The sequence below is a fragment of the Hymenobacter sp. UV11 genome, assembly GCF_004684095.1.
GTDB lineage: Bacteria > Bacteroidota > Bacteroidia > Cytophagales > Hymenobacteraceae > Hymenobacter.
The window spans coordinates 419242-432219 of sequence record NZ_SRII01000006.1 but is presented as its reverse complement, the minus strand read 5'-3'; the positions used below and the strand labels follow the sequence as shown (position 1 = coordinate 432219).

The following is a 12978-nucleotide window of genomic DNA, read 5'->3' as shown; positions in this document are numbered from 1 at the left end:
CAGCCTCACGGCTGCTTTTTTTATGGCAACTAAGCCGTTGGCGCGGGCCTGTCTAGCGGGCCGGCACAAGCTCAGGGCTCACCATGTTGCGCACTTTACGAGCGGTATCAAGAGCAAGAAGGGCCGTAGCCAAAACCAGGGCAAAAAATACGTACCACATAAAATTCTAAGGACAAGTGAAAAGGAAGATGGCTGGTCATCTGGCCATCATGCTGCTTTTAACCGCACGGAGGGGGGTAGGGTTACAGTAAAATTCGGGCATTTCAAAACGCCCGGCCTAGGGCAGCTACAAATGGCCACTCTGAATGAGTCGATACAGCGTAGAGCGGCCCACCCGCAGGCGGCTGGCGGCAGCAACTACATCGCCCTCGTAAGCCAGGAGGCTGGTTTGCATAATCGCCAGCGTTTGCTCGCGCAATGAGGCTAAAACCAGGGCCGTGGCATCGGCCGCCGGCGGTGGCGCCGCGGCCGGCGTTTTGGCCAGTATGGCTTGCAGCGGAATGTCACTGGCCTCAATGCGCTCACCGTCGGCTAGCACGGCGGCCAGCTCCACCATCGCTTTCAGCTCGCGCACGTTGCCCGGAAAGGCCTATTCCAGCAAGCAGCGGCGGGCGGCCGCGCTCAGGGGCCGCAAGGGCAATTGGTTGAGCTTGCTGAAATTCTGGGCAAAGGAGTCGGCCAGCAGCAGGATATCGTCGCCCCGGTTGCGGAGCGGCGGCAGTTCAATAGGCAGGCCCAGCAGGCGGTAGTACAAGTCTTCGCGAAAGCGCCCGGCCTGCACCTCGGTGGCCAGGTTGCAGTGCGTGGCCACTACCAGCCGCACATCAAAAGGCACTGGCTGGCCAACGGCTCCTCGCTGCTGCAAGCTAACCTGCTGCCCGATGGCCGCCAGACCATCAGCTTCAATACGACCAAGAGTTTCAGCAAAGTAGGTATTCAGATTGCCGGCCTGGCCTCGGTAGCTAGCAATACCGACGTGTACTACGCCTTTACCGACAACTCAAACGGCTCGCTCAGCATCGTAGCGCCCACCGGGCCGCTGCCCGTGGTGCTAACCAGCTTTGGCGTGCGCCGCCTGGCGGGCGCGGGCACCGCCGAAATCAGCTGGGTTACGGCCACCGAGCAAAGCAGCGCCAGCTTTGTAGTAGAGCGCTCGGCCAATCCGGCCGAAGGGTTCACCGCCATCGGGCAGGTAGCTGCCGCTGGCACCAGCACTGCGCGCCACACCTATGCGCTGCGCGATGCTGCTGCTGCCGCCCTGGCGGGCACGCTGTACTACCGTCTGCGCCAGGTCGATATCGACGGCCACACTACCCTCTCGGCCGTGGCCGTGCTGGCGGCGGCTCCGGTGCAGGCGGGCTTCACGCTTTATCCTAACCCCGCCCCGGCCACGGCCCAGGAAGTAACGCTGGGCACTAGCACCACGCTGGCCGCCGGCTACACGGTTAGCGTCTACTCGGGCGTGGGTGAGCTACTGCGCAGCCACGTAGTAGGTGGCGAGGCCAGGCCGGCGGCCGCTACCATCCACGCCGCCGGCCTGGTCGCGGGCCTCTACCACGTAGTGCTGCGCGATGAAGCTGGCCACGCAGTAGCGTCGCAGCGGCTGGTCGTAGCTGGTCATTAAGCTATCTAGCAACCAGCACCTAACAGCCGGCCCCTAATAGCCACCTCAAGCCCTCGCCACGTTTCTCACCCTTTCTGCAAATAATAACGCCCCGCGGCTTTGGTAGCCGTGGGGCGTTGTCGTTCGGGCCCTACCCCCTCGCTAGCTGGCCAGCTCGACCCAGGCGGGGCAATGGTCTGAGTGCACGGCGTCGGGCCAGAGGCCGGCCCCGCGCAGGCGGGGCGCGAGCGCCTGGTCGAGCAACAGGTGGTCGAGGCGCCAGCCCACGTTGCGCGCCCGCGAGCCGGCCCGGTAGCTCCACCACGAGTAGTGGTGCGGCGCTTCGGGGTGCAGCTGCCGAAACGAGTCGAGGTAGCCATCGGCTAGCAGCTCACCGAACCACTGGCGCTCCTCGGGGGTGTAGCCGGGGCTGTTCTGGTTGGCTTTGGGGTTGTGCAGGTCAATGGCCGTTTGGCAGCAGTTGAAATCGCCGCCAATAACGAGCGGCGGTACCGTTGCATCGAGCCGCAGGCCCGCCACGTAGGCCCGAAACCAGTGAAGCCACGCCACCTTAAATGCCTGCCGCACCGGCCCGCTGGTGCCCGAGGGCATGTAGGTATTCAGCACCGATACGTGCTCAAAATCGAGCCGCAGCACGCGGCCTTCTTCATCATATAGCGGCTCGCCGCAGCCCATTACCACGGCCTTAGGCTCAGTCAGGCTGAAGGTGGCCACGCCGCTGTAGCCCGGCTTGCGGGCAGGGTGCAGGTAGGCGTGGTAGCCCAGCGCAACCAAGCCACTCACGTCGAGGGGGGTAGTGCCGGCCTTTATCTCCTGCACGCACAGCACATCGGGCCGGGTGGCCGCTACCCAGTCAAGCAGCCCCTTGCTCAGCGCCGAGCGCAGGCCATTGAGGTTATAAGAAACGATTTTCATTTTATAAGTTCTTGGTTTCTGATTCCTGGTTTGAGCGTCAAGCCAGGAACCAGAAACCAGGAACAAGAAATTCTAATCTAACTCGTCAAAGTATTCCAGGATGTGCCATTTCAGCATGCGCTCCTGTTCTTTCAGATTGGCGAAGGGCACGGGTACCACCAGTTGGTAGTGGGGCCAGCCCTCTTCATCCACGCGCTTCAGCGCGTAGTGGCCGCTCTGGCTGAAGAGCTTACAGGTAGCAATGTGCATGAGGTCCTGCTTTTGCTCTTTGGTGAAGGCCGCCACGCCCTGCCCCAGCTCCTGCACCCCAATGAGCAGCAGCAGCGCATTGAGGTCGGGCCGCCGGTCAAAGCGCTCCTGCATAGCGGCCAGCAGCGTCTCCCAGCGCTCGTTGAACTCGGCTTCGCTCTCGCCGGCCCCGGCGGGGGGGGTAGGGCTACTAGTGCTCATGCGGCGGGTGCGTAGCAGCCTGGTGTGTGCCGGGTGCGCCCAGGGCGGCCTCGGCGCGCAGTACTTCCCAGTACTCCACAGCTCGGCGAAAGTGCGGAATCACGATGCTGCCCCCAATGAGGTTGGCAATGGAAAACACCTCAAAAATCTCGTCGTCGGAGAGGCCTTCTTCGTGGCATTTGCCGAGGTGGTACTTCACGCAGTCATCGCAGCGCAGCACCAGCGAGCAGGCCAGGCCCAGCATCTCCTTCACCTTCACGGGCACCGCGCCGGCCTGGTAGGCATTGGTGTCGAGGTTGAAGAAACGCTTGATAACCTTGTTGTCGTAGGCCAGCACGCGCTCGTTCATGCGCTGGCGGTAGTCGTCAAAATCAGTGGTGAGTGACACGGATAAACTATAAGAATGAATAAATGAAGCAAAACCTGCTTAGTGCAATGCCCGGCAGTATCTTAGGCAGCCGCAGGGCCTTTCAACTACAAAGGACGGGGGTAGGGGCGTTTCCCGCCGCTTGCCCCGCCCACTATGCCCAACCACCAGCCGCCCAAAAAGATGCTGCGCCCCCTCCTGGCCGACTTACTAGCCCTGTTCTTCCCACGCCCCTGCCTGGCCTGCCGCGAGCCGCTGGTGGCCGGCGAGGCGCACCTCTGCACCCCGTGCCGCACCGAGCTGCCCTACACCGACTACCACTTGCTGCCGCCCGCGCACAACCCGCTGGCCCGGCGCTTCTGGGGCAAGCTGCCCGTGCAGCACACGCTCAGCTACCTGCGCTTCCAGCGCCACGGCCGGGTGCAGCAGTTATTGCACCAGCTCAAGTACCAGGGCCAGGCGGGGGTAGGGCGGGCGCTGGGCCAGCTCTACGGCGCCGAGCTGGCCACTGCCGGCCTAGGGCCCGAGTTTGAGCTTATTGTGCCGGTGCCGCTGCACCGCCGCAAGCTGGCCCGCCGCGGCTACAACCAGGCCGAAGCTTTTGCCACGGGCCTGGCCGCCGCCCTACCCTGCCCCAGCGCGGCCCACGCCCTGCGCCGCACCGAGCACACCGCTTCCCAAACGCGCAAGGGCCGCGCCGAGCGCTGGCAAAACGTGGCCACGGTATTTGAGGTGGCCGACCCAGCCGCCGTGGCCGGCCGCCACATCCTGCTGGTAGATGATGTGCTGACCACCGGCGCCACCCTCGAAGCCTGCGGCGCGGCCCTGCTCGCCGCCGGGGCCCGCGCTGTCAGCATCGCCACCATCGCCGCCGCCGAACAATAATCACGGATCACGCGGATTTTAACGGATTTCACGGATTTTGTGGACGGCGCGGCCGCGCCCTAACCGAGCCCGCTATACAGTCATTGCTTTTCAAATGTCTACCAAAAAAAGAAGGCTGCCCAACCGGGCAGCCCTCCTAATTAATCGTCCACAAAATCCGTGAAATCCGTTAAAATCCGCGCTAATCAGTGGTCCTACTTGTTCGAGCCGGCGTTAATCATCGCGCACCGGAAACCGATGGTCGAGGTAGCCGAATCTTCCGCCATGAAGCGGCGCGTGCCGGGCGAGAGGTAGTAGGCCACATCGCGCCACGAGCCGCCTTTGTATACACGCACGTGGTCGTCGACTAGGCTCTGGTAGCCTTTTTTGTCGTAGCCTTTGGCGTCGTCACCCACGCCATTGCGGCGGAACGGGTTGAGGTCTTCCACATCCTGGAACGACAGCGGGCGATACACGTCCTGTACCCACTCGTTCACGTTGCCAGCCATGTTGTAGAGGCCGTAGTCGTTGGGGGGGTAGGCGTATACGTACTCCGTAATCATGGCGCCATCGTTCAGGCTGCCCGCGATACCGGCGTAGTCACCCCGGCCCCGCTTAAAGTTAGCCAGGAACTGGCCCTGGCCTTTGCCATACGGGTTGCGGGTCGAGCGGCCATCCCAGGGGTAGATACGCTTCTCTTCCTGGTTTTCGTTGCCCACTTCCTGGGTGCCCACCAGCGCTTGCGCGGCGTATTCCCATTCGGCTTCGGTTGGCAGGCGGTAGTTAGGTAGCAAGTTGCCCTGCTCAACCGAAGGACCACCCTTGCCGTTGGCCAGGGCACCAGCCCCACCACCCTCGGCGGCGCCGCTGGCCTTGGCATCGCCCTTTTTGTTCTTTTTGCTAAACAAGCCACCCTTTTTTTCGCCGCTGCCACCTTTGGCGAGGTTCTCGTTCACCTTGTCCGTGCGCCAGGCGCAGTAGCTGTCGGCCTGCAGCCAGTTCACGCCCACTACCGGGAAGTAGCGGAAGCCGGGGTAGCGCAGGTAGTAGGTTACGTACGGGTCGTTGAACGACAGGTCGCGCGCCCATACCGTGGTATCGGGCAAAGCCGCCTTATATTTCTCTTCTGAGGAGTCTTTGCGCAGGAAGTGGAGGTATTCGAGCCAGTGAATGTTGGCCACCTCCGCTTCGTCCATATAAAACGAGGCGATAGTCACCGTGCGCTCTACGTTGTCGTGGTTGTTGGTCACATCCTCTTCCTGCGAGCCCAGCACAGTGCGGCCCCCCTCGATGTACACGAGGCCCGGCCCGGTCGGGATTTTCTTGAAGTCCGACACCTTCATACCCTCGTCGGTATTGTAGGCGATACCCGTGGTCGAGGATGCCTTGCCGGGGTTGGTAGCGGTAGGGGCCCCCTTGTGGCAGCTGGCCAGAGCCAGACTACTGGCCGCAAGCAAGCTCAAATAGTTAGTGAATCGCATAACGAAAAAAAGATGTGTCTAAAGGGCTAATAAATTAAAGGAGGCATTTGGTTGCAATATTACGCACAATCAGAAGTCGGGACAAGGGGCTTTTGGATAATTCCGCCTTTTCAGTCGGCGAAAGGCGCTTTCCAGCTTGTCAAACGCACGAAGGGTCAAAGTTATTTCGTGAGCCCCACCCAAATCGCTCGCTAATTGGCTCACGCCCACGTCGTAGCTGTAGCCAATTCGCAGGTCACCCACTGCCACGCCCGCCACCACGGCCACTACGTGCTGGGTGCCCAGGTCGGGGCTGGCCAGGTTGCGGTAGATGGCGCCCACCGTCACGGGGTCAGCAATAAAATACGCGCCCGCCTCCGAGCGCTGCGAGCTGCCCTGCCGGGTGTAGCCCACGGTAGGTACCAGGCTGATTTCGTGCACTTCACTCTGGCCCGAGCCGGCGGGCTTCTGCAAAAAAAGCTTGTAGCCCGCGTTCACCGCCACCCGCAGGGGTAGGCCCGCCTGGGTGCTGAATCCCAAATCGGGACGGTTTAAGTTATGGCCCGATACGCTCAGCCACGCCTGCTCGGCATACAGCACGCCGCCTACCCCCACCGTGAGGTAGTTAACGGGCGGAAAGCCCGCCAGGCTCTCGGCCGTGGCCCCCTGATAGCTGCCATCGGCGCTATACTGGTCGCCAAAAGTGAGGTTGTCGTAGCCTACGCGCTGGCGGCCGTAGCCCACCTGCGCCCCGCCGCTCAGGGCCAGGGTGCGCGTGAGGCGCGTGTGGTAGGCGTATTGTGCGGTAGCCCCGAGGCGGGTGTAGCCCACGGTGCCCGTGCGGTCCTGGTTGATGAGAATGCCGATAGCGTGGTGCAAACCGGGTTTTGGCAGCCGCCAGCCGGCCGCCAGCTGCACCGTCTGAAACGAGCCCGCCAGCTGCGGAAACTGGTCGCGGTAGCTGAGCGTGGCGCTGTAATCGTCCACCAGGCCGGTCCAGGCGGGGTTGTCGGCCTGGCGGTTGGCGAAGGCTTGCGAAAAGTACACATCCTGCCCCCGCGCCGTGCCGGCGGCCAGCAAACCAAGCCCCGCCAGCCAGGGCCGGGCACTCAGCAAAAAGCGGGGGGGTAGGGGCATTGAGCGAGTTAATACAAAGTGCGCGTTATTCGTTCCCAGGCCCGCTGGCAACCAATAACGCGCACCTGGCACTCAAACTTACTTCTTCGTAATCGTAAATTCTACCCGGCGGTTGAAGCGGCGGGTTTCTTCCTGCTCGTTGTTGGCGATAGGCTGGGTGCCGCCAAAGCCCTGCGTACTCAGGCGCTTAGGGTCTATACCCTTGCTAACCAGGTACTTCTTCACCTCGTTTACCCGGTCTTCGCTCAGCTTCAGGTTGAGAACCGGGTCGCCCTGGTTGTCGGTGTGGCCGCCGATAAGAATTTCCACCGTGGGGTAGTCGCGCAGGATGCGCACCAGGCGCAGCAGCTCGGGAAATGAGCTGGGTTGCAGCACGTACTTGCTCTGCGGGAAGAAGATATTGTTCAGGCGCACCTTCTGGCCCACTTTAAAGGGCACCATAAACAGGTCCTGCTGCTGCTCCGAGTACTTGTCGGAAGCCGTGGCATCGAGGCTGGCGTTCTCGGCGATGTAGTCGGGCGACTCGGCGCGGTAGCCGTATTGCACGCCGGCCGGCAGCACAATCGTGTACGAGCCATCGATGGGCGAGCTTTCCGTCACGCCGATTTCTTCACCCGTAATCAGGTTTTCGTAGTGAATAATGGCCCGAATGGGCTTTTTCGTCACCGCATCCAGCACCTTACCCTGCACCAGCGTCACCACTTCGGGCTTGAAAGCCGGGGCTAGCGCAATGCGAAAAATATCTTTCGAGCCATCGGTACCGTTGCGCGCCGACACCAGATACGCGTTGTCGCCCGCCGCCGAAAGCGTGTAATAAGCATCAAAATCGGGCGAGTTTACCACCGGGCCCAGGTTGCGCGGGGCGCTCCACTTGGTCCAGGAGTCATCAAGACGCTTCGAATAAAAAATATCACTTTTCCCATATCCACCGTGCCCATTGGAAGCGAAATAAAGCGTCTTATCGTCGGCCGCCAGGAAGGGCGCAAAGTCGGCGCCGGGCGTGTTGATAGTAGGCCCAAGGCTAATGGGCTTAGCCCATTTGGTGGGGCGCTTGGGGTCGGGCTGCTCGCCCACCGGCAGGGGTTTGGGGAAGCTCACGAAGATATCCTGGCCGCCCTGGCCATCGGGGCGGTCCACGGCCATTAGCAGGGCTTTGCCCGAGGTAGCGAGGTAGCCATCAATGTTCTCGGGGTCGCGGTTGATGAAGTTATCAATCTCCACTTTCTGCGGCACGCTCCAGCCGCCCGGCGAGCGCCGGCTCGTGCTAAAGCCCTTGGGCTCCATAAACCCATCGACGTATACGCCGGTGAGCAGCGCCACCTGGCCGTTGGCCGACACCGAGGCTAGGCCGTTGGGGTCTTCGGGGCCGTTGGGCGGCGAGCCAAGGTTCTTGGCCATGCTCCAGGTCTGGTTCTTGCCGCTCGTCAGCTTCGAGTACCAGATATCCTGCGGGTCGCGCGAGCCGCCCACGTTGTTGGGGTGAAACTGGCGGGCAAAAAACATGGTGCGGCCATCGGGCGAAATCACCGGGTGAGTGTCTACGTAGCGGCTGTTAATGTTGGGACCCAAGTTCTTAAGGGTCGAGTCCATCTGCACCGTCTCCACATCGGTCTTGACCGGATTCTTAAAATCCTGCTTCACAATCTGCACCACCACGTTGGCAATGCCGATGGCGTCAACCTGGTTCGGGCCGTCTACCTTCGACGCGTTCATCGTCACGCGGGCGCCGATAGTGCGGTATTTCTCGGGCTTGAACTTCACTTGCAGCGTGCGGAAACCCACCGGCAGCGGCCCCGGATTGGGGTTGGTGTACACTACGTGCCGCTCGCCTTTGATGTCAATCAGCTCGATTTTAGTGATGGCGCCGGGGTTAACGTTCTCAATAACGGTGACTTGCTGCGCGATGAGCGACTTGGCAAAGCGCACCTCAATGAACTCGGTGGAGCCGTCTTTGCCCGGCGTCCAGGCTTCGTCGTTGGCCTGGCCCAGCGGCTGGGAGTTGGGTTCGCCCAAGACTTTGTCGGGCGAAAACGCCTCCTTGCCTTTGGCTTTGGCAGAAGAAACTTCCTCCACCTTGCTAGCCCAAAGTACCGACTGAGCCTGGGCAGCCGGAGCGGCCAGCAGAAATGCGGCTGCAGCCGGCATAAAAAATAGCGCCGTGTATAAATTCATAGGGTGGAAATAAATAAGTCGGGGTAAAGCACCGGGGAATAACAAAAAAATACCAAGTCTATAATCATCTGTGTCTTAGAACTACGAACCTAACACTAAATTGCCAAAACGCCGGCCAGACATATCTTTAGGCCATGCCCTACCCCCCCGATTTGGCCCCGTCCTACGACTACCTGCTGGTGGGTGGCGGCGCGGCGGGCCTCAGCCTGGCGTATTATCTGGCCCAGGAGCCCCGCCTGGCCCATAAGCGGGTGCTACTCATCGAGCCCGAGCCCAAAGACCAGAACGACCGCACCTGGTCATACTGGGCCGATGAGCCCTCGCCCTTCGACGAGCTGGCCGCCGGCGAATGGCATAACATTGCCTTCCGTAGTCCGGGTTTCACGCGGGTGCTCAACTTGGGAAAGTACCGTTACCGCACGGTGCGTGGCCTCGATTTTTACCAGTTTGTGCACGGTGCGCTGGCGGCGCGGCCGGCCCAGTTTACGGTGGTGCGCGGCCGGGTCACGTCGCTCGAAAACACGGGGGTAGGGGTGCGTGCCCGCACCGAGGCCGGGCAGGAACTCACCGCGCATTTTGCCTTCGACAGCCGGCCGCCGGCTATTGCGCCCAACCCCACCAAGTACCGCTACCTGCTCCAGCATTTTCTGGGTTGGGAAATCGAGACGACCCGCGACGTTTTTGACCCCACCGTGGTCGAGTTCATGGATTTTCGCGGCGAGCAGCAGCACGAGGCGCGGTTCATGTACATGCTGCCTTTTGGGCCGCGCCGGGCGCTGGTCGAGTACACGCTGTTTTCGGCTAAGATGCTACCCAAAAGCGAGTACGAAGCACAGCTGCTTGACTACCTGCAAAATACGCTCAAGCTCTCCCCCGCCGACTACCGCATTACGGCTACCGAAGTCGGCGCTATTCCCATGACCGACCACCCGCTGCCGACGGGGGTAGGGGCACACATTATCAACCTGGGCACGCGCGCCGGGCGGGCTAAGCCCAGCACGGGCTACGCGTTTCGGCGCATTCAGGCGCAGTCGGTGCGGCTGGTGGCGGCGCTGGCGGCCACCGGCTTACCCCCCCGCGACCCCACCGGCGACCGCTGGCAGTTCCGCCTCTTCGACACGCTGCTGCTCGACATCATGCAGCGCCAGGGCGAAACGACCCGCGACATCTTCCGGCAGCTATTCGAGCGCAACCCCGTCGAGCGCATCTTCCGCTTTCTGGACGAAAAAACCAGCTGGGCCGACAACCTGCGCGTGATGAACTCGGTGGCGCCGGGGCCCTTTATGCGCTCCATTGGGTACGTGCTGCGCGGCCGGCCGGGGCAGCGCAAAGCGTAGTTATCTTCTTTCCAGAAATTCCCGTTCGACCCGCACCGACTCAGCGCTAATAGGCAATAACTCGGGCCGAGCCCGCGACAAGTTCAGCAAAAAGCCTGGCATTCCGGGCAGGCTGTCCAGGTCGTGCGTGCTGCACAAGATGGTGCGCCTTTCAGCTGTCACCCAAGTACCTAGCAAAGAAAAAATGCGCCGCCGGTGATACACATCCAGCTGTTGCGTGGGCTCGTCAAGCAAATACAGCGGCGCGTCTTGCAGGCTGAGTTGGGCCAGCCACACCAGCTGCTGCTCGCCACCCGAAAGCTGCCGAAAATCCTGGTTGGCCAGGTGCGTGGCGCCCACCGCAGCCAGGGCCGCGTCTGCGCGGGTGTAGTCGGCGGGGCCGTAGGTGCTGAACAGCCCGTGGTGGCGGTAGCGGCCCATCACCACCAGCTCGCGGGTGGGGAGGGCAAAGTCGAGGCTGCCGCGCTGCGGCAGGTAGCCCAGGCGGCGGGCCAGGGCCGGGCCGCGCAGCGTGCGCAGCTCTTCGGGGCCGCCTAGCCGCACCGAACCCCGGTAGGGCAATTGCCCCGTGAGCACCCGAAACAGCGTGGTCTTGCCCGCCCCGTTGTGCCCCAGCACCGCCACGAAGGCCGGAGCCGGGGGTAGGGCCAACGAAAAGTCGCGGAGCAACACCCGATTGGGGTACCCCGCGACTAGTTTTTCAATTATCAGTGAGCAATTATCAGTGAGCAATTTCAGGAGGCTTACTTGGAGAAAACAACTGCTGCAAGTGCCTGAGGAACAATTGATAATCGCTCACTGATAATTGATAACTGAATTAATATTCGTCTTCGTTGAACATGAAGTCTTCCTTGGTAGGATAGTCAGGCCACACTTCCTCGATGTTTTCGTAGGGTTGGCCGTCATCTTCCAGACCCTGCAGGTTTTCAACTACCTCCATAGGAGCACCTGAGCGAATGGAAAAGTCAATGAGTTCGTCCTTGGTGGCGGGCCAGGGTGCATCTTCCAGATAGGAGGCTAGTTCGAGGGTCCAGTACATGGTAAGGAGGGGTAGGCGTTGATGAAAGAATGTTAAAAGTAAGGTCAACTGGCGCTACATAAAATAGGCCAGTTGAGGGTTAATCGCCAATCGGCAATTGAAATAGCGCAATTAATTCTGTTTTAGTTTGAATTTTGCGCTCAAAGGTGCGAATTTTTCCTTGCAGCAGCTGCCGAAACTGGTCGTTAGCTGCTGAGTTGTTGAGCTTACTCAGGTTATCCTGAAGCGTAGCCAGCTCCTGGCGGTCGCTTTCGATAAATTTTCGCAGGGCCACCGTGGCCTGTTCGGCCCGCTCGCTGGGCGAGGGCGCCGGGCTGCCTTCGGCCTGCCGCTTGCGCAGGTAGTAGTCGAGGGCGCTCATTTCAAACACCTTATCGCAGGCCAGCATAAAGCGCTGCCACAGCTGGTCCGACTCGGGGCCGCGCACGGCGCCGCTCTGCTTCCACTCGGCTTGCAGGTTTTTGGCCTGCGTCACGCCCTGGTTGGGGGGTAGGGCAATGAGCGCCTCGGCGCGGCGGGCCAGCTCGCGCTTGCGCAGCAGGCTTTCCTCGGGCGAGCCGGGGGCGGCACCGGGCCGCACCTCGGCCGGGCGCTGCGATTCGATATGCTTTTTGAGGCGCTCGAAAAAGTGGTTGTTGGCCGCCCGAAACTTGGTCCACATCTCGGCCGCCTGCTTCTTGGGCAGATTGCCGTTCACGTCGCGCCAGGCGGTTTGCAGCTGCTTGAGCTGGCGCGAAGTAGCCTCAAACTGGTCGGAGTTTTTCAGCACCTCGGCCTGGTTCACCAGGTCGCGGTAGCGCTCCACGGTGCGGCGGGCCATCGCCTTGCGGTCGGTCTGGAAAGCCTTGCGCCGGTCAAAAAATTCCTGTACCGCGCCGTGAAAGCGGGCTTCCAACTCCTCAGTCAGGGCCTTGTCGACGGGCCCGGTCTTGAGCCAGGCCTGGCGCAGGTCCTTCACGGTTTCGCTGGCCGTAATCCACTCCTCGGTGTTGGCCAGGGCTACGGCCTGCTCAATGAGGCTGGTTTTGGTGGCCAGGTTTTTCTCGCGGTTGTGGGCCACCGACACGTTGAGCTGCTGCTCGGCCTCCTTGAGGCGGCGGTGCAGGCGCTCGTAGTCGCCGAGGCCATCGTGCTGCTGAGTCTGCTCCTGCAAGTGCAGCAGTTTCATCAGGTACGAGCCCTGGTTATCAGCGGCTTGTAAGCGGTCTAGCAGCTCGTCGATTTTAGCCCGGAAGGCCTCGTAGCGTTGGGCGAAGTAGCGGAGTGCATCGTCGTCGGTGTCTTTAACCTGGCCGATACGGCGGGCCGGCAGGCCCAGCACGGGGCGTAGCCACACGCCCCCGTCTTCCACGTAGCCATATCGGCGGGCTTCCGTGAGCGGGTGGTCGGGGAGTTCCATTGGGAAATGGGAAAGATAGAGTGAGGTAAAAACGTCGGCAAGCGCAGCAGTTGGCTTCGAACGTGGACGAGGAATGAACTACAAGTTTACGCGGAAAATTGCGTGTTGCTGCTTTGCAGGACGCACTTCCCGCGTTTAGGTTTTCGGTGGGGGAGGGGGTAGGGGTAGATTCCTGGTCGAATCGGCGTTTTTTTGCCCCGTAGCGCGCTTTTTT

At 61.5% G+C, this 12978-nt stretch carries 14 protein-coding genes; 3 read left to right on the top strand and 11 right to left on the bottom strand.

Annotated elements, in window-relative coordinates:
• Positions 1-286: 286 nt before the first annotated feature.
• Positions 287-574: a hypothetical protein gene (locus tag E4631_RS13865; RefSeq protein ID WP_133659295.1), complete on the bottom strand. Its 288-nt coding sequence runs from the start codon at positions 572-574 to the stop codon at positions 287-289.
• A gap of 15 nt (positions 575-589) precedes the next feature.
• Positions 590-811, bottom strand: coding sequence for a sigma 54-interacting transcriptional regulator (locus tag E4631_RS25935; RefSeq protein WP_205704241.1), 222 nt, complete (start codon positions 809-811; stop codon positions 590-592).
• Between E4631_RS25935 and E4631_RS25930 the strand changes: the two genes are divergently transcribed.
• On the top strand, positions 800-1624 hold the full coding sequence (locus E4631_RS25930) for a T9SS type A sorting domain-containing protein (RefSeq protein ID WP_166648219.1): 825 nt from the start codon (positions 800-802) through the stop codon (positions 1622-1624). The genes E4631_RS25935 and E4631_RS25930 overlap by 12 nt on opposite strands.
• 141 nt (positions 1625-1765) lie before the next feature.
• Here E4631_RS25930 and E4631_RS13855 read toward each other — a convergent pair whose 3' ends face one another.
• The 3 genes from E4631_RS13855 to E4631_RS13845 all read right to left on the bottom strand — a co-directional run bounded on the left by E4631_RS13855 (position 1766) and on the right by E4631_RS13845 (position 3377).
• Entirely contained in the window at positions 1766-2539 is a 774-nt protein-coding gene (locus E4631_RS13855; protein WP_133659293.1) for an exodeoxyribonuclease III, read from the bottom strand.
• Between the two features lie 72 nt (positions 2540-2611).
• A complete protein-coding gene (locus tag E4631_RS13850; RefSeq protein WP_240734904.1) occupies positions 2612-2989 on the bottom strand; it encodes a hypothetical protein in 378 nt (125 codons plus the stop codon).
• Complete coding sequence (locus tag E4631_RS13845; RefSeq protein WP_133659292.1) at positions 2979-3377, bottom strand: carboxymuconolactone decarboxylase family protein; 399 nt, start codon at positions 3375-3377, stop codon at positions 2979-2981. Before E4631_RS13845 ends, E4631_RS13850 begins: the two co-directional genes overlap by 11 nt.
• A gap of 135 nt (positions 3378-3512) precedes the next feature.
• Between E4631_RS13845 and E4631_RS13840 the strand changes: the two genes are divergently transcribed.
• Positions 3513-4241, top strand: coding sequence for a ComF family protein (locus E4631_RS13840; protein ID WP_240734902.1), 729 nt, complete (start codon positions 3513-3515; stop codon positions 4239-4241).
• Between the two features lie 194 nt (positions 4242-4435).
• Here E4631_RS13840 and E4631_RS13835 read toward each other — a convergent pair whose 3' ends face one another.
• From E4631_RS13835 to E4631_RS13825, 3 genes are all read right to left on the bottom strand, one after another.
• Complete coding sequence (locus E4631_RS13835; protein WP_133659291.1) at positions 4436-5701, bottom strand: SUMF1/EgtB/PvdO family nonheme iron enzyme; 1266 nt, start codon at positions 5699-5701, stop codon at positions 4436-4438.
• A gap of 69 nt (positions 5702-5770) precedes the next feature.
• The gene (locus tag E4631_RS13830; protein ID WP_133659290.1) at positions 5771-6817 is read right to left on the bottom strand and encodes a PorP/SprF family type IX secretion system membrane protein; all 1047 of its coding nucleotides are present in this window, start codon (positions 6815-6817) and stop codon (positions 5771-5773) included.
• 78 nt (positions 6818-6895) lie between these two features.
• Positions 6896-8989, bottom strand: a complete 2094-nt coding sequence (locus E4631_RS13825) for an OmpA family protein (protein ID WP_133659289.1) — start codon at positions 8987-8989, stop codon at positions 6896-6898.
• Positions 8990-9123: 134 nt separating this feature from the next.
• Between E4631_RS13825 and E4631_RS13820 the strand changes: the two genes are divergently transcribed.
• Complete coding sequence (locus tag E4631_RS13820; protein WP_133659288.1) at positions 9124-10326, top strand: lycopene cyclase family protein; 1203 nt, start codon at positions 9124-9126, stop codon at positions 10324-10326.
• Here the strand turns inward: E4631_RS13820 and E4631_RS13815 are convergent, their stop codons facing one another.
• The 3 genes from E4631_RS13815 to E4631_RS13805 form a co-directional block, all read right to left on the bottom strand.
• Positions 10327-10998, bottom strand: coding sequence for an ABC transporter ATP-binding protein (locus E4631_RS13815; RefSeq protein WP_240734900.1), 672 nt, complete (start codon positions 10996-10998; stop codon positions 10327-10329). It abuts the gene before it with no gap.
• Between the two features lie 145 nt (positions 10999-11143).
• Positions 11144-11365, bottom strand: coding sequence for a DUF2795 domain-containing protein (locus E4631_RS13810; RefSeq protein WP_068339058.1), 222 nt, complete (start codon positions 11363-11365; stop codon positions 11144-11146).
• A gap of 79 nt (positions 11366-11444) precedes the next feature.
• Positions 11445-12764: a DUF349 domain-containing protein gene (locus E4631_RS13805; RefSeq protein WP_133659287.1), complete on the bottom strand. Its 1320-nt coding sequence runs from the start codon at positions 12762-12764 to the stop codon at positions 11445-11447.
• Positions 12765-12978: the final 214 nt, after the last annotated feature.